Here is a 26,631-nt window from a genome sequence, read left to right as displayed (position 1 = left end):
TTATATGTCTATATTAATCGTTCAAAGTATACCTTATTTGGCTAATGTTTCTTTAATATTTAATAAGCGTTGTTTATAACTCACATCATCGCAAATCTTTTTATAATATTTTGTCATACGATTTCTTTCTAGTACTTTGCTTTTAGAATTTTTTAAGTATCATCATTTTTTATTAGAAAAACTTCTATTAGTAATTTCTGAATAAAGATTATCCACATAACGTAATTCTCTTGTAAAATCTTCAAAAATGATTCTACAGTAGCCTAGATCTTAAAAGAATACCCATTTTCTTATAACTAATTGAAATTTTACTTTATAATATAATTAAAGTAAACATAACCAGTAAAGACGGTTTGAAAGGACTATCATTTTGAATTTTGAAAATTATAAATATTTTACAGGAAAAGATTTAATGAAAGAATGTAACTTAAGTGAAAAAATGTTTAAGAATAGTATGGATAAGCTCGAACGAGTTTATAAGTTAGATATCACTAGATACAAATCCAATCCATCAGCAACCAATAGCGGTTACAGTTTTAACTTATTTGAATTAGAATTATTTAAAATTTTGCTAAATAATATTGAGGACTTTCCTGTTCCAACATCTGCTAAAAAATTTGATGACATAGATTTAAGAGAGGAAGCATTAAAGAAAAATAATAGTCAATTTATTAGCTATATTACTAATATCAGCGATTCAATTGATAATATTAAAAATGATGCATTAAAAGCGCAAATTTATGCATCTGAAAACTATTCTTTTACTTTAGAATGGCTTAGTGCTCAGTCAAAGTGTAATGATGCATTGTCTTCATTTTTTAATTATACAAATTCTCTAGATTTAGATAAGAGTTCAAAATTATATAGAAAATTAGCACATAGAATTGACGAGTTACTGTTTGAAACATTAATGGAAGATAATATGACATTTGATAATGACTTCAATTTCAAGCAATTATATAAAGCTCATCAATATAATAAAGAAAACAATCCCGAAAATTTTATTATATACAACCAAGTAGAACCTGATGATTCCAAGTATTCAAATGTAAATCATGAAGTAGCTAGATATATATCAAATGAGCCAACTATAGATGAGTATAGTGAACGTACTGATAACAAATTATTAGATTTTTTCATTATTGATATATTAAACAAACTCTACCTTCCAAGTTTGAATAAAAGAATCAATCATAAAATTGTGACTGATGATATACAAAATGATGAATCGAAAATCCGTGAAAAATTAAGAAAAAAAGAAATTGTAAAATACCCATTCAACGTTAATGGATACTTTCTCAGTATTGAAAACGACTTATTTTCTAACTATCAAAGAATTATTAATACTATAAATCAATATAAAAACAGTACTTTTGATTTACAAAATTTTGAATCACGTCTAGACAATATAATAAATAGCTCCAAGCCATTAATATCAAACGATAAGTTTCTCAATATTTATAAAGAATTTTATTTGTCATTATCTAAATTTTCTAACCTATTTTATACTAATCGCCAATCTTATATTGATGATGGTATGAGTCCAAATCAAGTAGAGAGCTTCTTAAATGACTTGTATCGAATTCATCTTTTATTAGATAAATATTCATTTAATGAAGATATTGAGCCACTTTCAAAAACAAACATTACCGAATTAACGAACGCTTTCCACTTATTTGAAGAAATAAAATCTACTCAAATTAAAGACGAAATCGTCAGTAAACAAGTCAATGATTTATCTAGTTGGTCTATCGCAAAAACTCTAAGTGAAACCTTAGACAATTTAAAATTTGAATAGCACTACCAAAGGAGGTCGTCCATTTTTTTTGTTTATGGACGACCTCCTTTTTTGCGTTTAATTCTCCTTTAATATGTATTTAGCAACACAAATTTAATGCTTATATAGCAAAGGAGAGATTTATTATGAGTAACAACATATTCAAGCAATATCCATACTGGTTAGATTCAACTGGATGGTATGAACTTATTCGAGCAAAAAACAAAAATGACGAAGATAAGATAATTCGTTTATCTAGTCCAATCATCATAGAAAACAAATTTCTCGACCCTACTACAGGGGTTGAGAAATTGACTATCACGGATGGCAAAAATATTGAACGTATTGAAACGTCAGATATTCTAACGACACAAAAGTTACCTAGACTGGTTATGTTTGGGTTCAGCATCAATGAAAAGTACATTAAATCGCTAGGTAATGCACTACAATTAATGCGTCAATCACTGCCCATTTCTACATTGTATACAGGTGTAGGTGTCTTAAGTACTGATGAAGGTACTGTCATTTCATTAGATGAACCATATCTTTCAAAAGACATCAAGCAGTCTCAGGCTGATGAAATCATTTGTGAAACAAAGTATGACTTACAACCTAAAGGTACATTTGAAGGCTGGTGGCAAATGTATCTTGATGAAGTAAAAGGAAACTTGTTACTGGAGCTTGCTGTGATATTTGGTGTTTCTTCATTAGTGACTGCGTTCTTAAAAACAAAGCATGAAGTCGAATATTTTGGCACGATATTTTCATTTATGGGGAACTCTAGTACGGGTAAATCGACTGCAGCGGCATTAGCAGTTTCAATAGCAGGTAATCCATCTAAAGGTGACCAAACATTATTCAGAGGTTGGAACGGCACCCGTAATGCAATTGAAGGATACTTAAGTAATAACTTTGGTGTTCCTATTGCCTTAGATGAATTATCAGCAGCTACCTTTAAAGATACAAATGGTCTACTTTATTCCCTAGCAGAGGGGCAAGGTCGTCTACGTGCTAATCGAGAAGGAAATGTAAAAAATCCTCACCACTTTGGATCTAGTGTGATTAGTACAGCAGAACACACAATATTCAAAGATGCTAGTGCAAATGATGGTCTGAGAGCAAGATGCATAGAAATTTCTGATGTCTTTACAACAAGCGCTGACAATGCAGACGCCATTAAAAAAGGAACATCAAAAAACTATGGACACGTAATGCCGTTAGTAGCTGAATACCTTCTAAATCGTGAATCTGAAGTAATCAAGTGGTTTCATAAAGAACACGATTGGTTCAAAGCACAGCTTAACAATGAAACAAACAATGTAGGTATACGTATGTTCAAGCGCTATGCCACCATTACGACTTCAGCACGAATATTAGAACGTGTAATCGCAACCCCTATCGATTTGGTCGCAGTTAGAGAGTACCTAGTTAGTTATCATGTAGATTCCGTAAGTGAACGCAGTTTGGCGGCCAAAGCGATTGATAGTGTGGTTCAGTTCGTGGCACGCAATCGAAGTAAGTTTGCGGAAAGTAAAAAACTCTCCATAATGACTGAAAATTATGGCCTTATTGAGCTGAAAGACGATCACATTCAAGTCAAGATGCTTAAAGATGTTTTTAAACATATGTTAGAAGAAAACCAATACCAAGATGTAAAAAATGTAATAGATAGTTTAAGAGCAGAAGGATATATCCAGATGGATTCCGATCGGATAGCTATCAAACGTAATGTCAAAGATACTCAAGGCAAAACAAAAACGATCTTGTTCTACCATCTTGTATTGCCTAGTGAGTTTGCACCTGTTCTCGGTTTAAGCTCAGATTCTGAACCATACACACCACCGCAATTTGATAATAATACAACAAATAAGGGATTACTCAACAAATTTGTTAAAGACGGTAGAGAATGGGAAGAAAAGGGCGATTTAGAACTCTAAATATGAATATCGCTACAACGCGCTATGTGCGTTGTAGCTCATTAAATCAATCGGAGGCATAAAAATGAAAACAAACGTCAACTTATTAAATTACACAATTGATTCGGTAGAAGTCGATGATCATCAAAAATCTATTATCGTTAATTATATCGACAGATACTACCATATTCAACAATATGTGTTAAATGAAACAGAACAGAAGCTACTAAAATTTTATCACTTGTACCCTGAATTCATGAATGAAAAAGAGATAACTGAACATTTTATCCCAAGTACACGGCTAGAACGAATAACAATGCAACATGTTATCAATTCAATATAATTTGATATTTGGAGGTTGAACCATATGGACGAATTAATCACATTACTCGCTGATTTAGTGATTGAAGAAATTAATCATGCTGATGACTAATAATAACGCCCAACACCAGGCAGGTGTTGGGCTCATCTATCAATTCGTTCATAAATATATATTATCACTTTGGAAGGAGGAAACACGATGAAACAAGCAATGGGTTACTTACGACAGAGCACTACAAAGCAACAATCCTTAGCAGCACAAAAACAAACCATCAAGGTATTAGCCGAAAAACATAATATTCAACACATTACCTTTTATAGCGATAAACAATCAGGACGTACTGATAAGCGGAATGGTTATCAACAAATTACTGAACTGATTCAACAGGGACAATGTGACGTATTATGTTGCTATCGTCTGAATAGACTTCATCGTAACCTAAAAAATGCATTAAAACTCATGAAATTGTGTCAAACGTATCATGTTCATATCTTAAGTGTTCGTGATGGCTACTTCGACATGAATAAAGCTTTCGATCGGTTGAAGCTCAATATTTTCATCAGTTTGGCTGAACTCGAATCAGATAATATTGGTGAACAAGTCAAAAATGGCCTTCGAGAAAAAGCAAAACAAGGTAAACTGATTACGACTCATGCACCCTTTGGTTATCACTATCATAACGGTACTTTCACGATAGACACAGTAAAATCACCAACAGTAAAAGCTGTGTTCAATTATTACCTTCAAGGTTATGGTTATAAAAAAATTGCGCAATACTTAGAAGCTGATAATAAATTCATTAATCGCAAGCCCTATCAAGTGCGTAATATTATCCTTAACCCTAATTACTGTGGCCGTGTTATCAATCAATACGGACAATATGAAAACATGTTCCCAGCTATTGTCAGTACAACGATATACGAAGAAGCTCAAGTTACCCGAACTCAGAAACAAGTAAAACGTAAGCCGTCAGAAAATCAACTCAAACAAAAAATCAAATGTCCCTATTGTCATTCGACACTCACAAACATGACTGTCCGAAAACCAGATCATTCATTGCGTTACTATGTCTGTCCGCAAAATATGAATAACGCTCGCTTTGTTTGTGAATTTAAAGGAATCAACGCACAAGAATTAGAAACAAGTGTTTTAGCGACTTGTCAGGACTTCTTTCAAAATCAACAGCTCTATTCAAAAATCAACCATACAATTCAACAACGACTCAAAAAACAAAAAGACATAGAAGCTAAAAATACACTCACGCAAGAACAACTGATAGAAAAATTAGCACAAGGTAAAATTGATGCAGAATCTTTCAGAAAACAAACACAATCATCGCGACAACATTCAAAACCTATATTATCAATCAATGCGTATCAAATTCAAAAGGCTTTTCAAAATATCATTCAACAACGTTTCACGTTAAACATGTTGTACCCTTACATTGATGAAATTCATATTAACAAAAATAAAACACTTACGGGTATCTATTTCAAAAATGAACCCTTAAACATCGTCAATCAAACGACGCAATCAACGATTGCTTAATCAGAAAGGATGAAAAAATCATGCAACAACTCAAACAAAAACGTGTCGGTATCTATGTCCGCGTATCAACAGAAATGCAAAGTGCAGAGGGTTATAGTATCGACGGTCAAATCAATCAAATCAAAGAATATTGTAACTTCCATCATTTCGAAGTCAAAGATATATACGCTGATCGTGGTATTTCAGGAAAGTCTATGAACCGCCCTGCACTTCAACGTATGTTACATGATGCGAATAAAGGTCATATTGATTGTGTTATGGTGTATAAAACAAATCGACTCGCACGTAATACATCAGACTTACTCAAAATTGTCGAAGATTTGCATAAACAAAATGTCGAATTTTTCAGTTTGTCTGAGCGTATGGAAGTCAACACTTCTTCTGGTAAACTCATGTTACAAATACTTGCAAGTTTTTCCGAATTTGAAAGAAATACCATTTTAGAGAATATTTACACCGGACAACATCAAAGAGCCTTAGAAGGCTATTACCAAGGTAATCTTCCTTTAGGATATAATAACATACCAGATAATAAAAAAGATTTGATGATTAATCAGCATGAAGCTAATATTGTGAAATATATTTTTGAATCTTACGCCAAAGGTCATGGTTATCGTAAAATTGCCAACGCACTCAATCATAAAGGTTATGTCACTAAGAAAGGTAATCCATTTAGTATTTCAGCTGTTACTTATATTCTCTCAAACCCATTCTATATTGGTAAAATTCAATTCGCTAAATACAAAGATTGGAATGATAAACGTCGTAAAGGCTTGAATGATAAGCCAGTAATCGCTGAAGGTAAGCACGCCCCTATTATTGGCAAAGACTTATGGGATAAAGTCCAAGCACGTAAAAAACAAGTAAGTGAAAAACCACAAGTTCATGGTAAAGGAACCAATATTTTAACTGGATTAATTTCGTGTCCCCAATGTTCTGCTTCAATGTCTGCGAGCACAACAGTTAATACACTTAAAGATGGTACTAAAAAACGCATTCGCTACTATTCGTGTAGTAACTTTCGTAATAAAGGGTCAAAAGTATGTTCTGCGAATAGTGTCAGAGCCGATGTAATTGAAAAATATGTTATGGATCAAATACTCGAAATTGTTAAAAGCGACAAGGTTATCAAGCAAGTCGTTGAGCGTGTCAATCAAGAACATCAAATTGATATGGCTGCACTCAATCATGATATCGCATATAAGCAACAACAATATGATGAGGTCCAAATCAAATTAGATAACTTGATAAAAACGCTTGAAGATAATCCAGACTTAACATCTGTGCTTAAAAATACGATTCATCAGTATGAAAAACAACTCAATGACATCACAACTCAAATCAATCAACTTAAGCAACAACAAAATCAAGAGAAACCATCTTATGATACGAAACAAATCGCTGCCCTATTACAACAAATATTTCAAAACGTAGAATCAATGGATAAAGTACAACTCAAAGCATTATACCTTACGGTCATTGATCGTATCGATATTCGTAAAGACGGTAATCATAAAAAACAGTTCTACGTTACACTCAAACTCAATAATGAAATTATTAAACAACTTTTCAATGATACCCCACTCGACGAAGTGCTCCTCAGCACTTCGTCTTTATTTTTGCCTCAAACACTCTTTCTTCAAATCTAATACAAATGTACTGTCCTTTCGTCATTCAATAACACTCATCTAACAAATATATTCAACACGCTAACAAATCATGGCTCAATGTGAAGCTTATATTGATATGACGAAAGAACATCCCAAAACAAAATATAAGTGGGATAGTAACGGGATTGGCTAACTTCATGTAAGAGAAGGATTACGCAAGCGTAATCCCAAAATCCCATTATTATTTATAAATAAATAATATAAAAAGAAAAAAGTAAATCATAACCACACCTATTAATCCAAATGATATATAAATATATAGCTATATTTCCCGAGAAATGAGCGGGATAACGGGATTTCCTTGTCATATCAACAATTATCACGACTTTCGATTGGGATCTTTTCTGTATTTCAGTGGGATTTCTAGGCGAAACAAATGGTATTTCAAACTTATATTATCAAAATGATGTATCACATGCATACGTCAATCCAATACATTAGGAGGTCATAACAATGACACTAGAACAACAACTCAAGCACTATATAACCAACTTATTCAATCTGCCAAAGGACGAAGTGTGGCACTGCGAATCTATCGAGGAAATCGCTGATGATATCTTACCCAATCAATATGTAAGACTTGGCCCACTCAGTAATAAAATACTTCAGACTAATACCTACTACTCTGACACACTTCACGAAAGTAATATCTATCCTTTCATTCTATACTATCAGAAACAACTCATAGCCATCGGTTATATCGACGAAAATCACGATATGGATTTCTTATACCTACACAACACTATCATGCCTCTTTTGGATCAACGATACTTACTAACAGGAGGACAATAATATGCATAAATACATCAAAATTACACAATTAGTCATTACAATACTAAGTGAAATCATCATTTGGATGAAAGAGTCAGAACGAAAGGAAGTCTCTTATGAATAGATATATCACCCGGGGTATCGCCAACAACTTACCTAATATCTTACAACACCAATTATGGCAACTCGTATCTGAGCGAGAACAAGAACAAACCAAAGATAATACCTTAGTAGATTATTTTCATATATTCCAGTTCAATACACATCGCAATCAATTATATATCAAACACAAACAAGAACGACCAGCGTATGTGAAAACTCAAAAGGCAAATATCAATCAACCTATCAATATCAATAAGGTCTACATTATCCGTGAAGATGATGTAGACCTTTCTTATTACATTATGTTATTACCAAATGAATATTAAGGAGATAAAATCAATGGAAAATATCACAAATACACTTGTCACTACTGCAATTTTTGACGAAAAGAGAACTCACCGCTACTTACTAACAAAGACATGGGACAGTGAAAAACAAACACTTACAATCATCACGATGTATCCGCACTATGATGGCATTCTCAATATTGACCTAACAACCCAACTCATTATGAACAAAGTTTCAGAAATGGATGCATTTGGGTCCATCTATTTTGTGAATCTATACTCTAATATTACAACACCTATCAATCTCAAACATTTAGAAGAAAATGCTTATGATAATCATACAAATATTCAAATTATGAAAGCAGTGAAAGAATCAGATGAAGTGATATTAGCATGGGGTGCTTACGCTAAAAAGCCCGTTGTTGAAGCACGTGTTAATGAAGTATTAGAAATGTTGAAACCACATAAGAAAAAAATAAAGAAACTTATTAATCCAGCAACAAATGAAATCATGCATCCACTTAACCCTAAAGCACGCCAAAAATGGATATTAAACTAGAATGTATATTTATTAATAGTGTAAATATTGAACTTATATAAGTGTATCTTTTAGTCTATAATATGATTAAAAGATACATGTTTTTATTTAAAAAATGTATTGAACGGGAGTTATATATATGACATTAACTAATCAAAATGCAGTTGTTCAATATCATACAGATTTAAATGATGTAGTTTTCAAAAATTTTAAAGCAGTAGAACTTAATTTATTTTTTGCTATATGTAGCTTGTTAAAACATTGCGGATCCGAGCGTATGATATTAGAAATTAGTGAAATAAAGAAAATAGCTAATTATACAAGTCGTAATAAAAAGCGTTTTGAACCGGACTTTACAAATACTATTAAAAAGGCAAAAATCATTAAATTTCAGTGTTTATAGTGAATTTGAAAGTAAGCAGTTAAGTATGTTTAATGATGATAAAACTATGATTGATTTTGAAGGTAAAAAGTTATCTATAACCTTAAATCCAGATTTCGTATACCTTTTAAATAACTTTGATGAGAATAGTATTTGTTTTTCAATGTCTGATTTCACTAACTTAAAATCAATATATTCTAAACATTTATATCGCTTATTTACAGAATATCAAGATGAAAGTACTTATACATTTAGTATAGAAGCGTTTAGAGAATTTCTAGATATTAATTCAAAGTATCCTCACATGAAAGATATAGACAAACCCGTCCTCCGTATGATTAAAGAGGAATTAAATCAGTTTTATCAATACTTTGAGTACAAGAAAGTATTAGAAATGCCACAGCGAGTTACTGAAATCAAATTTAATTTTATAAAGGTTAAAAATAGTTGCACTAATTATATTAGCCATTAGTGACTTTACGAATGAGCTAATTATATTAGTATAGCAACTCTACTTATAAGTAGAGTTGCTATACAGTAATAAAATTTTTATTATTTTAAATTTTTTTGAAAACTAGAATATGTTCTTCAGGTATTCTTTTCTGAGCCATAGTTTGTTGCTGTAATTCTCTTATTCTATCTTCAACAAGTATCCAACCATGTTCATAAAATAAATTTATAGTCCAGTCTATAAAAGGTATTTTTACTTTGTTACGTGTAGTATCTGCTATAGTCATCGCCCAATACCCATCAGTTCTAACGACTCTCATAATATTTATAAAAGACTTTTCTATTTCATTAAAAAACAAAGATAGATTTCCTTTTTTATTTCTTTTATTTCTTGCTCCTATTTCTTGTCTCGTTAATTGCTCAATATTTTCTTGGAGCCAGTACATAGATAATCTATGATATCTTATAAAATCTACAGCAAATGGATATGGTGGAGACGTCATAACCATATCTACTTTGCAATCTAGTTTAGCTGTGTTAATATCTTTTTTTTCGATGTGTATGCTACGATTTCCTAATTTATATAATTCTTCGAAATCAATATTTTCTATCTCTTTACTTACTTTTTGCTTAAAACTATCTATAGCTACAAATTTACTATCTAAATCTGGTAACACATTATCAGCTAGATATCCAATGTTCCATGTTTTTCTCCTGTTTGAAACTTTATTAGATATAGATAAAAAGCAAAGTAAGAAAAATTCTCTATACGAATTTTCTTCAATATTATCAATAATATTTTTCAATTTGCTTAACTGCAGGTGGTTTTCTTCTGTATACCACCTTTCATAATCAGGAAATTTAATAACATTAATAGATATGTTTGAATTAAATTGTTTTAAAATATAATCATAAACTCTTTTAAGTTTATTTTTATCGTAAAAATTAGTATTAACTTTACTACTAAGTATTGCAATAGGGCTTACATCTATCCCGATTGCGTTTCTTCCAAGTTTTAAAGATTCTTTTAGGGTCGTTCCAGACCCACAAAACGGATCTAAAATCGTTTCAAATTCTTGAGAATATTTATTAATATATTCATTTGGGATTGATTCATGAAATTTTGCATGATAACTATAAATGTTACTCATTTTTTCTAAAAACCAAACAGTAATGATGATGATTATTAGAAATAAATGTACTAGGGAAACCCCATATCCCTAATTTTTTATTATCTTGACACCATATTTGTTCACCAACAAATGTAAAACCCTCACGCTCAACATATTTAACACTATCCCAAGCAAAAGTTACATATTCACCATTAGAATCTCTAAAATTTTGCACTACTATTACCATATATTTTCTTGATTTTAATACTTTATTACAATTTTTAAATACTTTTTGTAAATTTTTCATAAATGTTGAATAATCATCTATATTACCTAAATCATTACTGGAATCAGAATACACTAAATCTAAGTTTTTTTGTATTCTATCTTTATGCTGTGAATTTGAATTACCTCTGGACTTACCTAACATATTCCAATATGGTGGTGAAGTTATTATAAAATCTGCTTCTATATCTTTATAATATTTAGCGTAACGACTGTCACCTTCAATAATATTATTATTATTTTCTAATCTGCTATTTGCCATACTTATAAAAGAACTCTCTAATTCAATACCTTTAAATTCTCTGTTATTTTCTTCTGACGCGACAGCTGTAGAGCCCACTCCCATAAAAGGATCAAAAACTACTTCATTCTTCTTACTGAAAAATAATATAAATTTTTCAGCTAGTTCTTCTGGAAACTTTCCAGGATGTTTAATTGTTTTATATCTTTGTCGAGATTGAAGAGTAAACCACGATTTAGTGCTTTTAACCCATTCTTTTCCCGTTAAATCATTTAATTTTGCCACTATTTATTTCCTCCTGCTATACTTACGCTTGCACAGATATATAAGCCTTATTAACAAATTTCTTGCTCCAGACCCAAAAATGTTTTGTACTCTGACTAGTTATTATACCATTAATTTCTTTAATGTCAGATAAAAATTTCATGAACATTTCATAACTAAAGGCAGTAACTATTGTCGGCTTCCCTGTACTCATTTGAATATCAAATTGTAGAGTCAGTAATTTTTCTTCAAATGAATAACTGTTATTACTGCTTCTATATCCACCATGTGTTTGAGTTGGTATTTGGTTGCTATCAGTAATAATATACCAAACACCATCATAGTCATTAATATTTGCTAATTTTAATGTATTTTGTACATTGTTAATTTCTTTTCTTTCATCAAAACTTTTTATTGCTTTTCCAGCCTTACATTCTACAATTATTTTAATTCTACTCTTCATTTGATGGTGATAAACAACACAATCTATAACTGTATCTGATAATCGTTGACCTGTAAATTGGCTTCCTAACTGTCTAACTTTAGAATTCTCAAATGTATTTAACAATTGCTGATATATAAAATTCTCATAAGCAGTACCGTCTGATGATTTTGCAATTTGAAAACCGATATCAAAGTTTTCATTGCTCATACTAAATTCTTGAATTTGAACTTCATCAAGTTCAAATTCTATTTTACTTTTCGATTTAAATAATCTATCTGCCTCAATAACTAATTCACGACTTGGTAAATCTGTATCGAAGTTTATATGTGCATTTTGTTTATTTTCATTAATTAATTTTGCATCCTTTAGAATACTTAAAACTTCTTCATCATTACATTTTTCAGGACAAATTATAATATTTGCAATTTGCGGAGTAATCTCCAAATGGTTATATGTTTCACCAATGAAAATACTTTCATGATAAAAATCATAATTATTAATATCAAAATTTGTTATATCAAATTTTATATTTCTAGTATTTACTAAAGGAATTTCCAAAACTATATTCAACCATTGTTTCATAAAAGTTAAGCCTCTACCAAATTCTTTGATTTGTTTTTTTGTCCAATTATTATTGTTTCTATTTGAAAAATCGATATTAGACATATCTTTCAATGATTCATTATTTTGTAATTTTACTAACCCACATAATACTGCTCCATCTACTTCTAACACTCCAAGTTCCTTTGCAAGTTGTAAAATTTTTATTGCAACAACAAATGGCCGTAAAGTTATATCATACATTTCAAAATTACTATAATCTTTAGAAGCATTTCTAAACTTCATTCCTAATATTATGTCTGATAATAATAAAGTTCCATTTTTATATTTTATTAACGTATCACTTATGTAATGTTTTTTATCATTTTCCCGATTTTTTCCTTTATAATATGTGGGTAACACTCCTAAAAATGCCATAAATTCAAGGTAATCACGTATAATTTCATTCCAATTCTGATTGAAATTTTTACTAGGCTTTTTTTCGCTATCAGTATAATATAGTTTTTTTATATCATCATAGGTTGCTTTTCCATTATATACTTTAAAGTAGATTTCTTTCATGTTTATAGAATTTTTAATCCTTTCATACATTCTACCATGGAATTTTTCAAACAAACCATTCTTAACCATCTCTTCAAAAAAGAGAGCTTTTAAATCTTCATAAATATAGTATTCTTTACTTACATCCAAAAGTGACAGCATAAATTCAAATTCTTCTACTACAACTGCATTATGTGGTAAATGATAACCAGAATCCATATTATTCCTCCAATTTACTTAATATATATAAGTATAACAAGTTATAACAATTAAGTGTAATAAGTATAACAAATAAAATAATGCTTGAAGCATATGTGCAGTTTAATAATAGATAATCTAATTATAAAAACCGCATCATTTATGATAGGCTTCCCCTCGCATGATTTTAAACGCACGATAAACTTGTTCTATTAATATCACGCGCATCATTTGATGTGGGAAGGTCATCTTGCTGAATGATAGTGCGTAGTCGCTGCGGTCTAGTACGTCTTTATGCAGACCGTTGGACCCGCCAATAATGAATGTAAAGTCACTTTGGCCACGTGTCATGCGGCTTTCTATTTCTTTTGCCAAACCTTCAGACGTTAACATATTACCTTTAATTTCTAACGTGATGACCGTGGACTGCTGTTTTACTTTTGCTAGCAAACGCTGGCCTTCTTTTTCCTTAACTTGTTCTACTTCTTTATCGCTCATATTTTCTGGTGCTTTTTCATCGGGAACTTCGATGATTTCAATTTTTGAATAAGCACTTAAACGTTTTTCATATTCTGCAATGGCTTGTTTCCAGTATTTCTCTTTTAATTTACCTACTGTGAGTATTGTTATCTTCATTTTTATCCTCCGAGTTTAGTGAAAAGTATAAGTTGTTAGACTTATCCACAAGTTATACACTTATTCACACTATTCCCTCTTATTATAACAGTAATGTATACTGCTTTTTAATAATTTTTACGTTTTATCAACAAAAAAGAAAGAATAACCTGTGTATTTGTGGATAACCCTGTGTATAATGTGGGTATTTATATGTGAATTGTGCACATCTCTGGATAACTTTGGACAAAACAGTGGATAAGTTGACGGTTGTCTTACATACTTATTCACAAACTTAACCTTTTCTTCATAAAGCTCTTGTCTAATCCTTACAAAATGCTAAGTTATCCCCTGGTTATATTTATTCGATTACTGTATATTTAATCTGTGTTAAGACATAGGGTTGTATAACCATGTACGATTTATGATGACGGCTAACAAAAAAACCTATATCTCCTTATGAGATATAGGTTAAATATGTATCTTAAATGATGTCTATTATGTGAGTTCCTTAAGTAGTTGCTAAACTTTTCCTGTTAAGTCTGTTTATATTAATGATTACATTCGCTTACGCTAATGCATTAAGAAGCCCTAACCCCTCAATAAAGGGGCAAGGGCTTCTATAACGTATATATTGGTGTGGCGTTGGCTTTGTCGGTATCGCACAGAAGTACTTCTTTTTCTGTGTCGATATCGTTCTCGTTAAGTACTTGGCCGACGCTCATGCGTGCGAGATCTTTCATATTGTTGTCTTGTGATAAGTGAGACAGGTAAATGCGTTTGGTACTACCTGTGATGACGTCTGTCATGGCACGACCTGCATCTTCGTTGGAAACATGGCCCATATCGCTGAGGATACGTTGTTTGGTCTTCCAAGGGTAACCGCACATGCGTAACATATCTACATCATGATTACTTTCAAAGACAAATGCATCGCTGCCTTGAATCATGCCTTTCATACGATCTGAGACATAACCTGTGTCTGTTAAAATCGTAAATTTCTTATAATTGTTATGGAAGATATAGAATTGTGGATCGATGGCATCGTGTGACACGTTAAACGATTCGATATCAAAGCCGGCTAATGATTTTGTTTCGTATGGATTGAAGATAAATTTTTGATCCATTGGAATTTTGCTGTCTTTCTTTTCTATTGCTGTCCATGTTTTTTCATTAGCGTAAATTGGCAATTTATATTTACGTGCTAACACGCCAAGACCTTTAATATGGTCCGAGTGTTCATGTGTCACCAAGATGCCATTCAAATTTTGAATCTGTTTGTCTATTTGTCCAAATAGTTCTTCCATTTTCTTTCCTGTCAAACCTGCGTCGACAAGGATACTGCCTTTATCACTTTCCACATAAGTGGCGTTTCCTGTACTACCACTCGCTAATACACTCATACGTATCAAGCGATTCACCCTTTCTAATCTATAAACATTGTTTAACGTTATTATTACTGGGCAGACTACGGTTTATGTGCCCTCAACATGCCCTCTGTCTAATTTATTCTATTGATAAAGTGCAATCTAGCAACGCTATCATAACTTTTCCTTATATCGTTATAAAAGTTACAAGCATACTGCACTTTTCTAAAATATTAACCGTCTTATGATTATCTACTCAATGATAAATCAACATGATTTCGACTTTTTTATAATATCTTTTCGCGTTATTTAAAATTTCCATAACACGTTATTAACAGTATTTAATTTTAACATACTTTTGACTTCACTTCTGTGTATATTGTTTATTTTAACAAGCATCTTTTTCAAAAATTCTCAAACAAAACTCAAACAATCCAAAAAAGCACACCTTCAAAAGGTGTGCCTATATAATCCACATTATTCTTCAATAATTTTGGGGCTGTCTGATACGGCTTCGACATAGTAGGTCTTAATCTTATCACCGTGTTTGACTTTAATTTCCCAATTGGCTTCGAGTACTTGTACGTTCGGCTCTTTAACAACGGTATAGTAGCCAAGTCGTGCATTGGTTACTTCATCATTACGCTTCAAGTAACGATTATAATACAGTGCTTCTATGGCGCTCTTAGCTGAATTCACTTGTTTCTTATCATTATTCGCACCTTCTGATGGCGCAATCGATTTCATTGCGGTTTGCTTATAGCTCGTTGCTTTACCATCATTATTGATGTTAAATTCAAGTCTCGCTTTATTATTGTTCATAATTGGATAGTCATGATACGTTTGTTCAAAGGTCACTTTGTCGTTATCAATATTACTCATTTCGTAATCCTTACCTTTATAGACATTGTCTTTGACGTAAGATTTTAATGCGGTATATTGATCATTTCCGACATCGACTGCATTATTGATATCGCCTTTTGCTCTGGCACCGGAATCTTCACTTGAGATCTCAGAGCGTGATTTTGCATAAGATGAAAAATCAAATGACCGTGCAGTCAATAATTGCATTTTCAAACCTTTAACACTTGGAAGGTTATCAGGAATTGTAATTTCTTCTTGTTTAAAATTCACAGCATTTTCTTCTTCGCTATCATTGATATGCGATTTATTCACCTTATCAATATAAATAATCACTAAGCTAATATTGACTAGAATAAACACGAAAATAAATAAAGTTTTGGCTCGTTTCCAGTTCATTTATTCTAGCCTCCCATCTTCGTATGCACGCCATTCACCGTTATATTGTACATACCATTGTGGTTTAAATTCGCTATTGCGTTGAATTTCAATATCACTTTTATCTGGTTTTTCTTCCATTCTGTAACCAATCGTCATGTTCGTCACATCTTCAAAGTTAATTTCTGGGTTGTTGGCCAACTCTGAACGTACCGTTTCAGCACCAGGCAATTTCGTTTCATTTCCGCCACTGTCAATTGTGACATTGGCTTTAAGCAATGCACGTGCATAGCTGAAGACGCCTTTATCTCCCCAAGATACTTTGATATTGTTTAAATATTCATCGTTAAATGTTGGACGACCGTTTAAGAACATTTGATAGGTAAGTTCCCCATTTTTATTATCTATATTGAATAAACGATAATCATCAGTAAAACCACCGTGGTTATTAATATAGTCATAGGTACTTGGTATACTATCTTGCATGTTAGTTGAACGGTTTTCATCTTCTGAGAGGTTAGTATAACGATACTTTTCAGTTTCATCATTATAATTCGCCACACCTGTATTATTGTTATAGGTTGCGGTACCGCTCTTCGTACTACGTACAACGACAGAATCATTGAATAATATAGAGTTCATCGTATCAACACTGATGCGGTTGTAAATCGTATGATATGATTTCATCGCTTCTGGTGCTTTTGGTGCAAAGATATGTGTCGCTCTATCAATCGTATCTTTATTCGTTATGATTTCTGAGTATGGCTGCATTTTTTTATGTTGTGTTTGCATCACTTTTTTTAAGTTATTTAATTTTGCGGAAGTGGTCATACGCACAACGTTATGTCTATCGCTACTAATCGCATAAAGTTTCACATTGCCATCTTTGTTATTGTCGATGATAAGTCGATCGAATTTAAAATTATTCGGAACTTTGGCATCGATATTCAGCGCTTGTCCTAAGTAGGTTGCTAATGGCATGTCATAGCTGAAATCAAGTATGAGAAACTCATCCGTTAAATCTGGAATGATTAAGTTGTGGTTGCTGTGCATTTGTTCCGCATGCAATACGCGATGGTTCTTTAATGGCTTTAATATGGTTTCGATATTTTGCTTTGTCGCTTCCATGCCTTCAGTTTGGTCACCTTTAGAGTGAACCACTTGATAGGGTGTAATGACTTGATCCATACCTTGATTCAACGGTTTGCCAATTGTATTGGGCTCATAATCTTTGCTGTTGCTACCTTGGTTATCTACATTGGCTAAATCGGGTGAGAAATTCCAAGTCATATAGGTTAACACGACGCTCATTAAGACAAGAAGGATGAGGATAATCGATTTAATTAATTCTTTACTCCGCATCCCAATCACCATCTTCTAGAACTTCACAAGGAAGTGTAATAAAGATTGACGTGCCTTGTCCTTCTACGCTGTTTGCCCATATACGACCGTTGTGTGCTTCAACGATTTCTTTAGAGATGGCTAAGCCTAAACCTGTACCACCCATTTTACGTGTACGTGCTTTATCTACACGATAGAAGCGGTCAAATATTTTATCTACTTTATTAATTGGAATACCAATCCCATTATCTTTCACACGAATGGTCATACGATTATATAACGCATTCTGTTTCACGTGAAACTCGACACGTTTATCGCCACGAGAGTATTTCATCGCGTTCGTTATGACGTTGTCAAACACTTGGGTCATCTTATCTGGATCGATTTCCGTAAAGATGGTTTCGGTTGGTACTTCACGCACAAATGTCGTATCTTTTGCTGACATTTCATGGCGGTTAATGATTTTATTAATAAACATATTAAAGTCGACAATTTCTTTGGTAATTTGCTCTGATTCATTGTCCATTTTAGATAATTGTAATAGGTCATTAACAAGACGAATCATACGTTCTGTTTCTTCACGTGTAACGGATAGAAATTGTGGTGCTAATTCGCCATCTTTCCAAGCACCACTTTCGAGTGCCTCGATATAACTGTTCATGGAAGTCAGTGGCGTACGCAATTCGTGTGAGACGTTCGCAACGAATTCACGGCGTTCGCGTTCTACTTGTTGTTGTTCTGTTACATCATGTAGCACGGCAATATAACCTGTCACAAAACCAGTTTCTTGTACAATCGTACTAAAGTTAACCCGGGCAATAATACCTTCATTTTCATTAATATCTAATAAGAAGCTATCATTATTTTCTTGAATTTCATCTAATGAGAAATCTTCTTCGAGTTTAAGCACTTTAAGCATGTGGTCACCGATAATGTCTTCTTTCATTGTGCCCATCATAGTGAGTGCCATGTCATTGACAATGCGCACACGGCCACGACGGTCGGTTGCAATGATACCGTCACTCATATGTGTGATAACAGAATCGAGACGGCGTTTCTCACTTTCGGTATTCGCTTGTGCTTCTTGAACACGTTTGGACAGATTGTTAAAGGCGAGTGCGAGCTCACCGATTTCATCGTTACCGTAGATTTTCACACGTTGTGTATAGTTACCTTTAGACATTTCAACGGTTTGGTTCCGCATGTCTGTAATCGGCTTTGTAATGGTACGGGCAATAAAGAAACCGAGTATCACGGTAATCAATAGTGATATCCCTGTACCAACGATAAAGATTTGATTGATATTGCTCAATTGGTTATACACATCATTGATGTCCGCTTCGATATAGACATCACCAATTGTGCCATCGTTTGATGTTTTCACAGGCAGGTTGTATACCCACACACGTTGTTTACCATTACCGTAGTCTTTTAATACGGTATGGCTATTGATTTCACCGAGTGACAGTGCCTTTTGAATGGAGTTGTCATTCGCTTTTTGATTAATTAGACTACGCGTAGACTGCTTTGAAGTAGCCATGATAATCTGATCTTTATCTATAAAGCGGATTTCTTCTATTTCTTGTCTATTCGCATACTCATTAAGTAAGTTCTGAACTTCTTTTTGAGCATTAATTGCATTATCTTCGTCATAGACTTTTTCTATATTAATTTCAATTTGTTTCGCGTATTGCGAAATATTATTTTTAAATGTTTGTGTTAATTCTTTTTCTAGACTATTCGTAAAATATAAACCGATAATTTGCATACCGATTATAATGAGTAATACATAGACAATAACCAATTTCGTGTGTAAGGACTGAAAATGTTTAAGCCATTTCATTAATATATGCCTCTATTCATGTTGTTGGAGGAAATATCCAACACCACGACGTGTAACAATATATTCTGGATGAGATGGATCATCCTCGATTTTTTCACGTAAACGACGAATTGTTACGTCTACTGTACGTACATCACCAAAATAGTCATAACCCCAAACAGTTTGTAATAAATGTTCACGTGTCATTACTTGTCCCATATGTTTAGATAAGTAATGGAATAATTCAAATTCACGGTGTGTTAATTCGATATCATCGCCACGTTTTTTAATAGAGTATGCATCTGGATAGATGACGATATCTTTAATCGTAATTTCATTGGACGCATCATTAACTTCTTGTGCTGGTTGTGAATAATGACGACGTAAGTTGGCTTTAACACGCGCGATTAATTCACGTGTGCTAAATGGTTTCGTCACATAGTCATCTGCACCTAGCTCAAGACCTAATACTTTATCAATTTCTGAGTCTTTCGCTGTTAACATGATAATTGGCATTTCGTATTTTTTACGTACTTCACGACAAACTTCCATGCCGTCGCGACCAGGTAACATAATGTCTAATAACACGATGTCTGGTTCTTCATCATAGATTAAATCGACTGCATCGTTACCATCATAGGCACAAAATACTTCGTAGCCTTCTTTTTTCAAATTAAATTCTAAAATATCAGCAATTGGTTTTTCATCATCGACTACAACAACTTTTCTAGCCATATTTATAAACCTCATTTCTATATTGTAGTACATTTACATTAAATTCTACGCATTTCCCTATAATACAATTTACCATTTATGGCGCGCTAATTCTATTTTTCCAAATAAAAATTTAAAATTGTATATTGTAAAATTATAACATTATCCCGATTAAATGGGTATTCATCGGGTCATCATAGGTATGCCTAGTTTAAACAAGCATCCTGTATCATTCTAATTTATTGCTTATAACACAAATAAGGGAGCGCACGCGTCACCTAATATGCATTAGATGACGTATGCTCCTCCCTCTGTGGTGCTTTATATTTATCTAAAACTGTATCATTCCGTTATTTATCACGTGCGTGTCGACGCAACGCTTGTTTCAATGTTGAAAAGCCTCATTGTCATAGCTTACTAATCACTGTAACGGATGCTTAGACACTTTTCTGTTTCTTAACGAATAATGAAAGTATAAAACCAATCACTGTTAATGCAGTGATAAAGAAAAAGGTAAACTGTACGCCATGTGAAAGTATGATTTCTTGGCTTACATTCGGATTAGCAGCGCCAAATGATTTCATTGCTGTTGTATAAAGCGTAATGGCGATAGCTGTACCTGCTGAACCACCGACTTGTATTAATGTCGTAATGGTAGCTGAACCATCTGCGTATAAATCGTGTGGTAGTTGATTTAAAGCGTTCGTTTGTGCTGGCATCATTACCATTGTGATACCAAAGAAAAGTACCATAAACGTAAGAATAATGGCCCAAACTGGTGTGGATGCAGAAATAATAAGTGCAAACGTCATTGCAGCGATAAACATTAATAAATACCCGATAATGCCGAAGTATCTCGCACCAAAGCGGTCAAACAATGAACCGACGACCGGAGACAATACTAAATTGACTGCGTTACCAGGTAATAACGTTAAACCAGCAATCACTGAACTAAATAGTAAGGCGCCTTTTAAATATAAGGGTAATAAGATGCCTGTTGATAAAATACATAAGATCGTAATAAATACCATAGCTGCCCCAAGGACGAACATAGGATATTTAAAGACATTTAAGTTAAGCATTGGTGAGTCAATTTTAAATTGACGTACAACAAAGATGATTAAGGCTAGGATACCGATGACTAATGGTAGCCAAACGATAACATTTGTGAAGGCCGCTTCTGCCATTGAACTTAATGCGAAGATTAATCCAGCAAATCCAATCGTTGATAAACAAATGGATAGGATATCGATTTTAGGCTTCGAAATCTCTCCTACATTCTCAGTATTTGTAAAAGCTAAACCTAAGACGACTAAATATAACACTGCACTGATCCAGAAGATGTAGTGCCAACTAGATGCGGAAATAATGACACCTGAAAGTGTGGGGCCGAGTGCTGGCCCTGCTGTAATAACCAGTCCCATGATGCCCATAACCGCACCACGTTTTTCAATTGGGAAGATAAGCATCAAAACCGTAACCATAATAGGTAATAAAATACCTGTCCCTAACGCTTGAATCAAGCGTCCCAATAATAGTAAACCGAAGTTAGGTGCAAGCGCGCCAATAACTACGCCTAATAATGATAATAAAATACCTGAAACAATTAGTGTTTTTGTGCTAAACCATTTAATAAGGTACGATGACGCTGGTACTAAACAAGCCATGACGAGTAAGTACCCTGTCGTTAACCATTGCACCGTTGCCGCTGATACTTTAAAGTCAGCCATAATATCGGTTAATGCCATATTGAGTGCTGTTTCACTGAATAGTCCCATAAATCCACCAATCATTAAGACCAGTGCAAACATTTTCGGGCTTTTTACGTTTACTTGTGTTGCCATTTGATATACTCCTTTTTGATGGTAAATGAAGTATAAGTATAAATGAGAGTGTTAAGTATGGATGAGACAAATCAACTACTGTTTCCATAATCATCGATTGCTTTCTTCTACTTAATTCATCTACATAAGTTATGACTTATTCCTATATTTCCATTGAATTTTTATTATGCTAAGAATGATGCATGCTATATAGAAGATGTTTGATGTTACTCAAGATCCCTTTGTAAAGAAACTTTATGCCACATACCCCTGAATTCAAGCCATCTTTAAGTAACATTGTTTCATCATTATGCGACAATCTTCTATATAAATGCTCTAGCTATTTATGTAGTCGAAAAGACTGACCAACTTACTTTAGCAAAATTTCGCCATTATTGTCAACCTAGTTGACAATAATGAATTGCAAAAAAATTAGAGTATGTAACGTTGTGTTTATCGTTTTATATACTCTAATTATTCATCTGGCTTATCATTTTCTAATTGCCAGTCTGCTTGTAACAATTGCTCTAAATGTGCAACTTCTGACGCACCGATCACTTGACCAATATGTTCAATGATGTGTTGTTTGTTTTTAATATATTTCTCATAACACATGATACCAAATTCCGTTAAGGTTACACGTTTTTCTTTCTTATTATTGGGCACACTTTCAATTTGAACAACTTGTTTCTGTTCTAATTGTTTCACTGCTTTATGGATTGCCTGACGCGTTAAATTGATCTTATGCGTGAGTTCTGCAAAAGTAGGCTGATCATATTTAATGATCATAATTAAATACCATTCAGAACTACCAAAATGAACCTGAGGTAATTGTTGTGCCGTCATATATTCTACTTTTTGTCTTAAGTCATGGTGTCGATCACTGATGAGGTTAATCAAATCTGTTTCTTCTATATGCTTATGATTTGTCATTTATTTACTCCTCATTTTAAATTTCATTTCATTGTAAAAAAGTTTATTCATTCATTAAATAGGTTCCAACCAAAACATACGATAAAGTATTGCTCATCCACCATATTACAACATGATATAAAAAATTATCTAGCAAAACTTATACATTTCTATATTTACGCATAAAAAAACCCATCCTATTGGATGGGTTTATACGGTCTCGACGGGAATCGAACCCGCGATCTCCTGCGTGACAGGCAGGCGTGTTAACCGCTACACTACGAGACCTAAAAATGGTGACTCCTACGGGACTCGAACCCGTGTTACCGCCGTGAAAGGGCGGTGTCTTAACCGCTTGACCAAGGAGCCTGTCTTAAGCACAAAATAAATTATATCAACTCTTATACCGGATGACAAGCTATTTTTTTAATTTTATTAGTATAATTTTCTATATTAATTGTATAAAGTTCAAATACGGTGCTAAAACGCTTAAAAAGTCTGTCATATTGGTATGGCAGCACATTCATTTTTATCATTTCAGTCACTAAAATATGAGAAATTGATATTTTTTAAAAACTATTAAAATTTAAATCTTTTTTGTTTTCAACACTTTTTGATAAACTAGTTAAATAAAATATGAGGAGGGCTTATGATTGGCTAAGGTATTATTTATTAATTCAGGATCCATTGGACATCTTAATCCTACGATTGCCGTGTGTAAAGAACTTGTGGCGCGTGGTGAAGAGGTGGTTTACTACATTGGAGATCAATATCAAGACAAGCTAAAAGATACGGGTGTGGAAATACGTACACTACCAACAGATGAGATTATACAACGCTTTACAGCATACGGCTCTGGCAATTTATTCCACGTCGTCAACGGCTTATTGAATACTGCGGATGTAATACTTCCAAAGATTTTGGAAGATACGAAAAATGAACATTATGATTATTTAATTTCTGACTCCATGTTTAGTTTTGGTAACTTAATTGCGCAAAAATTACATATTCCTACCATTTCGTCGATTACCTCTTTTGCACATACTGCAGAAACGTTTGAAGCGGCACTCAACTATAATGCACAGGCGTTATCAGAAACAGAAATGAATGACGTAGAAGACACTTTTAATCATTTACAACAGCATATTCAAACAACCTATGGCGTCGAGGTTAACTCACGTTATGAAACAATGAATAATCCGGGGGATTTCAATATTGCTTATATCTTGGAAAAATTCCAAATAAATCCTGAATTATTTGATTCAGCACATTATCGTTTTGTTGGACCATCTGTGATGCAACCACAGTCAACGGATTTTATGAGTCAAGTTGATCAAAGCCGACCAATAGTTTACGTTTCCCTTGGCACGGTATTTAATCAAAATATTGGTTTCTTTAATCAATGTTTTGCCGCGTTAAAAGATCTTGATGTATCTGTCATCGTATCGATTGGTGAAGCAAATAACGCGGCTGACTTTGATACAGTCCCTGATAATGTATTATTGAAATCCTATGTACCTCAGACAGAACTATTACAGCATACAGCACTTTTCTTAACACATGCTGGAATGAATAGTACAAATGAAGCATTATTAATGGATGTGCCTTTATTGGCTTTTCCACAAAATGCGGACCAACCGCTCGTTGCGCAACAAATTGAAAATATCAACGTAGGTCAACAACTGAATTCTGAAACTGTCACAACCGAAGATTTGAAAGCAAAAGTTGTGGAAATGTTACAGAATCGCGCAACTTATCAAGCACAGATTAAAAAAATCAAGCAAACACAAGCCTTGGATCAACCTGGTTACGTAACGGCAGTTGATCAAATCCTCACTTTTCGCGATCATCACATAAATCATTAATATAGATAAACAAAAAACCTTGTCGAAGTACCATCCACTCATTGTGTGATGACATCTACAAGGTTTTTATAATATCTAATCTACAATCTTTACCATAGTGATTTTAATAGGTTTGTTTGATTACGGTCTGGACCTACTGAGAAGATTGAAATCTTCACGTCACATAATTCAGAAATACGTTCTAAGTATCTACGCGCATTATTAGGTAATTCTTCTAATGAACGACAACCTGTCACATCTTCTGTCCAACCTGGTAATGTTTCAAAAATTGGCTTACAACGTTGTAAGTCTTTCAAGTTAGCTGGGTATTCCGTAATTTCTTTACCGTCTAACTCATAAGCAGTACAGATTTTAACTTCTTTAAGGCCTGTTAATACATCAATTGAGTTAATAGATAAATCTGTAATACCACTTGCACGACGAGAATGACGTAATACAACTGAGTCGAACCAACCTACACGACGTGGACGTCCTGTTGTTGTACCGTATTCACGACCTACTTCACGGATGTGGTGCCCATCTTCGTCAAATAGTTCTGTTGGGAATGGACCATCGCCGACACGTGATGTATAGGCTTTACACACACCGATAACTTTAGAGACGAATGTTGGACCTACACCGCCACCGACAGTCACATTACCTGCAACTGGGTTACTTGATGTAACGAATGGATATGTACCATGGTCGATATCTAACATCACACCTTGTGCGCCTTCGAATAATACTTTTTCGTCAGCTACAAAGGCATCATCTAAAACTTTTGCAGTATCTGTCACGAATTGTGCTAAACGTTGACCAGCTGCATAATATGTTTCAAAGATTTCTTCAAATGTAGGACATGCTTTGCCAAACATCCCTTCGAAGTATGCACCTTTGTATTCAATATTATCTTTTAATAATTTTTCAAATGTTTCTTTATCTAATAAATCTGCGACACGGATACCAATACGTTGTGCTTTATCTACATAAGCTGGACCGATACCTTTTTTCGTTGTACCGATTTTATTATCTCCGCGACGTTCTTCTTCATATTCATCTTGTTTAATATGATAAGGTAAAATAACTTGCGCACGGTTTGAAATGCGTAAATTATCCGTTGAAATACCTCTTTCGTTTAGCGCGTCTAATTCTTTTAATAGTGCTACTGGATCGACAACGACACCATTACCAATAACTGCTAATTTTTCTTTATAGAAAATACCAGATGGCACTAAGTGTAATTTATATGTTTCTCCACCAAATTTAATTGTGTGGCCTGCATTGTTACCGCCTGAAAAACGTGCAATAACATCTGCTTGTTCTGCTAAGAAATCTGTAATTTTACCTTTACCTTCGTCTCCCCATTGTGTCCCAACGACTACTATTGATGACATATGAGCACCTCCAAGTTTTCTCGATTAACCATTACGTATTTTACCAATACACCAACCATATTGCAAACCAAAAATCGAACATTAATTTATTTATATTTTGAAAATTTTGATGGTGTTCAAAGTGGAAAGAGATACAGTTTAAATCCAGTCG

The 26,631-nt window shown here is 33.4% G+C and carries 23 protein-coding genes and 2 tRNA genes; 11 read left to right on the top strand and 14 right to left on the bottom strand.

Annotation, left to right across the window (positions count from 1 at the left end; translation table 11 throughout):
- The first annotated feature begins 370 nt into the window (after window positions 1-370).
- The 10 genes from SSP_RS00205 (at window position 371) to SSP_RS00160 (ending at window position 9,785) form a co-directional block, all read left to right on the top strand.
- Window positions 371-1,798, top strand: coding sequence for a DUF6038 family protein (locus tag SSP_RS00205; RefSeq protein WP_011302042.1), 1,428 nt, complete (start codon window positions 371-373; stop codon window positions 1,796-1,798).
- A gap of 125 nt (window positions 1,799-1,923) precedes the next feature.
- Entirely contained in the window at window positions 1,924-3,714 is a 1,791-nt protein-coding gene (cch1, locus tag SSP_RS00200) for a cassette chromosome replicative helicase (protein ID WP_011302041.1), read from the top strand.
- A gap of 64 nt (window positions 3,715-3,778) precedes the next feature.
- Window positions 3,779-4,036 (top strand): hypothetical protein, encoded by a 258-nt coding sequence (locus SSP_RS00195; protein WP_011302040.1) that lies wholly within the window; start codon window positions 3,779-3,781, stop codon window positions 4,034-4,036.
- Between the two features lie 177 nt (window positions 4,037-4,213).
- The gene (gene ccrA / locus SSP_RS00190) at window positions 4,214-5,563 is read left to right on the top strand and encodes a cassette chromosome recombinase CcrA (RefSeq protein ID WP_011302039.1); all 1,350 of its coding nucleotides are present in this window, start codon (window positions 4,214-4,216) and stop codon (window positions 5,561-5,563) included.
- Window positions 5,564-5,583: 20 nt separating this feature from the next.
- The gene (gene ccrB / locus SSP_RS00185; protein WP_011302038.1) at window positions 5,584-7,212 is read left to right on the top strand and encodes a cassette chromosome recombinase CcrB; all 1,629 of its coding nucleotides are present in this window, start codon (window positions 5,584-5,586) and stop codon (window positions 7,210-7,212) included.
- A gap of 474 nt (window positions 7,213-7,686) precedes the next feature.
- Window positions 7,687-8,025 carry an SAUGI family uracil-DNA glycosylase inhibitor gene (locus tag SSP_RS00180; protein WP_011302037.1) on the top strand — a complete coding sequence of 113 codons (339 nt, stop codon included), beginning with the start codon at window positions 7,687-7,689 and terminating at the stop codon, window positions 8,023-8,025.
- A 95-nt stretch (window positions 8,026-8,120) separates the two neighbouring features.
- On the top strand, window positions 8,121-8,432 hold the full coding sequence (locus SSP_RS00175; RefSeq protein ID WP_011302036.1) for a DUF960 family protein: 312 nt from the start codon (window positions 8,121-8,123) through the stop codon (window positions 8,430-8,432).
- 13 nt (window positions 8,433-8,445) lie between these two features.
- A complete protein-coding gene (locus tag SSP_RS00170) occupies window positions 8,446-8,952 on the top strand; it encodes a DUF1643 domain-containing protein (RefSeq protein ID WP_011302035.1) in 507 nt (168 codons plus the stop codon).
- Window positions 8,953-9,070: 118 nt separating this feature from the next.
- Window positions 9,071-9,334 (top strand): RepB family plasmid replication initiator protein, encoded by a 264-nt coding sequence (locus tag SSP_RS00165; protein ID WP_041784733.1) that lies wholly within the window; start codon window positions 9,071-9,073, stop codon window positions 9,332-9,334.
- 25 nt (window positions 9,335-9,359) lie between these two features.
- Window positions 9,360-9,785 (top strand): replication initiation protein, encoded by a 426-nt coding sequence (locus tag SSP_RS00160; RefSeq protein WP_041784730.1) that lies wholly within the window; start codon window positions 9,360-9,362, stop codon window positions 9,783-9,785.
- A gap of 85 nt (window positions 9,786-9,870) precedes the next feature.
- On the opposite strand, the gene SSP_RS00155 is transcribed toward SSP_RS00160, so the two are convergent.
- The 13 genes from SSP_RS00155 to SSP_RS00095 all read right to left on the bottom strand — a co-directional run bounded on the left by SSP_RS00155 (window position 9,871) and on the right by SSP_RS00095 (window position 23,611).
- Window positions 9,871-10,914: a modification methylase gene (locus SSP_RS00155; RefSeq protein ID WP_011302033.1), complete on the bottom strand. Its 1,044-nt coding sequence runs from the start codon at window positions 10,912-10,914 to the stop codon at window positions 9,871-9,873.
- Window positions 10,907-11,686 carry a DNA methyltransferase gene (locus SSP_RS00150; protein WP_011302032.1) on the bottom strand — a complete coding sequence of 260 codons (780 nt, stop codon included), beginning with the start codon at window positions 11,684-11,686 and terminating at the stop codon, window positions 10,907-10,909. The genes SSP_RS00155 and SSP_RS00150 overlap by 8 nt, the downstream gene beginning before the upstream one ends.
- Before the next feature lie 22 nt (window positions 11,687-11,708).
- A complete protein-coding gene (locus SSP_RS00145) occupies window positions 11,709-13,430 on the bottom strand; it encodes a hypothetical protein (protein WP_011302031.1) in 1,722 nt (573 codons plus the stop codon).
- 135 nt (window positions 13,431-13,565) lie between these two features.
- Window positions 13,566-14,045 carry a 23S rRNA (pseudouridine(1915)-N(3))-methyltransferase RlmH gene (gene rlmH / locus SSP_RS00140; RefSeq protein WP_011302030.1) on the bottom strand — a complete coding sequence of 160 codons (480 nt, stop codon included), beginning with the start codon at window positions 14,043-14,045 and terminating at the stop codon, window positions 13,566-13,568.
- 599 nt (window positions 14,046-14,644) lie between these two features.
- Window positions 14,645-15,445, bottom strand: a complete 801-nt coding sequence (locus tag SSP_RS00135; RefSeq protein ID WP_103301463.1) for an MBL fold metallo-hydrolase — start codon at window positions 15,443-15,445, stop codon at window positions 14,645-14,647.
- A 423-nt stretch (window positions 15,446-15,868) separates the two neighbouring features.
- Window positions 15,869-16,651, bottom strand: coding sequence for a two-component system regulatory protein YycI (locus SSP_RS00130; protein ID WP_011302028.1), 783 nt, complete (start codon window positions 16,649-16,651; stop codon window positions 15,869-15,871).
- A complete protein-coding gene (locus SSP_RS00125) occupies window positions 16,652-17,992 on the bottom strand; it encodes a YycH family regulatory protein (RefSeq protein ID WP_011302027.1) in 1,341 nt (446 codons plus the stop codon). It abuts the gene before it with no gap.
- A complete protein-coding gene (gene walK / locus SSP_RS00120; RefSeq protein WP_011302026.1) occupies window positions 17,982-19,814 on the bottom strand; it encodes a cell wall metabolism sensor histidine kinase WalK in 1,833 nt (610 codons plus the stop codon). The genes SSP_RS00125 and walK overlap by 11 nt, the downstream gene beginning before the upstream one ends.
- A 12-nt stretch (window positions 19,815-19,826) precedes the next feature.
- Complete coding sequence (gene yycF, locus SSP_RS00115; RefSeq protein WP_002481985.1) at window positions 19,827-20,528, bottom strand: response regulator YycF; 702 nt, start codon at window positions 20,526-20,528, stop codon at window positions 19,827-19,829.
- Between the two features lie 416 nt (window positions 20,529-20,944).
- Window positions 20,945-22,351, bottom strand: a complete 1,407-nt coding sequence (locus tag SSP_RS00110) for a DHA2 family efflux MFS transporter permease subunit (protein WP_011302025.1) — start codon at window positions 22,349-22,351, stop codon at window positions 20,945-20,947.
- A gap of 453 nt (window positions 22,352-22,804) precedes the next feature.
- The gene (locus SSP_RS00105; RefSeq protein ID WP_011302024.1) at window positions 22,805-23,263 is read right to left on the bottom strand and encodes a MarR family winged helix-turn-helix transcriptional regulator; all 459 of its coding nucleotides are present in this window, start codon (window positions 23,261-23,263) and stop codon (window positions 22,805-22,807) included.
- A 194-nt stretch (window positions 23,264-23,457) separates the two neighbouring features.
- Window positions 23,458-23,530 (bottom strand) — tRNA-Asp (locus tag SSP_RS00100).
- A gap of 6 nt (window positions 23,531-23,536) precedes the next feature.
- Window positions 23,537-23,611, bottom strand: a tRNA-Glu gene (locus tag SSP_RS00095).
- A gap of 284 nt (window positions 23,612-23,895) precedes the next feature.
- Between SSP_RS00095 and SSP_RS00090 the strand changes: the two genes are divergently transcribed.
- Complete coding sequence (locus tag SSP_RS00090) at window positions 23,896-25,107, top strand: macrolide family glycosyltransferase (RefSeq protein WP_011302023.1); 1,212 nt, start codon at window positions 23,896-23,898, stop codon at window positions 25,105-25,107.
- A gap of 89 nt (window positions 25,108-25,196) precedes the next feature.
- Here SSP_RS00090 and SSP_RS00085 read toward each other — a convergent pair whose 3' ends face one another.
- The gene (locus SSP_RS00085; RefSeq protein ID WP_011302022.1) at window positions 25,197-26,480 is read right to left on the bottom strand and encodes an adenylosuccinate synthase; all 1,284 of its coding nucleotides are present in this window, start codon (window positions 26,478-26,480) and stop codon (window positions 25,197-25,199) included.
- Window positions 26,481-26,631 lie beyond the last annotated feature (151 nt).

Origin of the sequence: Staphylococcus saprophyticus subsp. saprophyticus ATCC 15305 = NCTC 7292, from assembly GCF_000010125.1 — a bacterium.
In the GTDB taxonomy this organism is placed as follows: Bacteria; Bacillota; Bacilli; order Staphylococcales; family Staphylococcaceae; genus Staphylococcus; species Staphylococcus saprophyticus.
Note: the sequence above shows the minus strand (reverse complement) of the source record. Positions and strands in the feature narration are given on the sequence as shown.

Coding starts and splice junctions, on each gene's coding strand:
- cch1 (WP_011302041.1), top strand. CDS start 1,924: ATGAGTAACAACATATTCAAGCAATATCCATACTGGTTAGATTCAACT.
- SSP_RS00195 (WP_011302040.1), top strand. CDS start 3,779: ATGAAAACAAACGTCAACTTATTAAATTACACAATTGATTCGGTAGAA.
- ccrA (WP_011302039.1), top strand. CDS start 4,214: ATGAAACAAGCAATGGGTTACTTACGACAGAGCACTACAAAGCAACAA.
- ccrB (WP_011302038.1), top strand. CDS start 5,584: ATGCAACAACTCAAACAAAAACGTGTCGGTATCTATGTCCGCGTATCA.
- SSP_RS00180 (WP_011302037.1), top strand. CDS start 7,687: ATGACACTAGAACAACAACTCAAGCACTATATAACCAACTTATTCAAT.
- SSP_RS00175 (WP_011302036.1), top strand. CDS start 8,121: ATGAATAGATATATCACCCGGGGTATCGCCAACAACTTACCTAATATC.
- SSP_RS00170 (WP_011302035.1), top strand. CDS start 8,446: ATGGAAAATATCACAAATACACTTGTCACTACTGCAATTTTTGACGAA.
- SSP_RS00165 (WP_041784733.1), top strand. CDS start 9,071: ATGACATTAACTAATCAAAATGCAGTTGTTCAATATCATACAGATTTA.
- SSP_RS00160 (WP_041784730.1), top strand. CDS start 9,360: ATGTTTAATGATGATAAAACTATGATTGATTTTGAAGGTAAAAAGTTA.
- SSP_RS00155 (WP_011302033.1), bottom strand. CDS start 10,914: ATGAGTAACATTTATAGTTATCATGCAAAATTTCATGAATCAATCCCA.
- SSP_RS00145 (WP_011302031.1), bottom strand. CDS start 13,430: ATGGATTCTGGTTATCATTTACCACATAATGCAGTTGTAGTAGAAGAA.
- rlmH (WP_011302030.1), bottom strand. CDS start 14,045: ATGAAGATAACAATACTCACAGTAGGTAAATTAAAAGAGAAATACTGG.
- SSP_RS00130 (WP_011302028.1), bottom strand. CDS start 16,651: ATGAACTGGAAACGAGCCAAAACTTTATTTATTTTCGTGTTTATTCTA.
- SSP_RS00125 (WP_011302027.1), bottom strand. CDS start 17,992: ATGCGGAGTAAAGAATTAATTAAATCGATTATCCTCATCCTTCTTGTC.
- walK (WP_011302026.1), bottom strand. CDS start 19,814: ATGAAATGGCTTAAACATTTTCAGTCCTTACACACGAAATTGGTTATT.
- yycF (WP_002481985.1), bottom strand. CDS start 20,528: ATGGCTAGAAAAGTTGTTGTAGTCGATGATGAAAAACCAATTGCTGAT.
- SSP_RS00110 (WP_011302025.1), bottom strand. CDS start 22,351: ATGGCAACACAAGTAAACGTAAAAAGCCCGAAAATGTTTGCACTGGTC.
- SSP_RS00105 (WP_011302024.1), bottom strand. CDS start 23,263: ATGACAAATCATAAGCATATAGAAGAAACAGATTTGATTAACCTCATC.
- SSP_RS00085 (WP_011302022.1), bottom strand. CDS start 26,480: ATGTCATCAATAGTAGTCGTTGGGACACAATGGGGAGACGAAGGTAAA.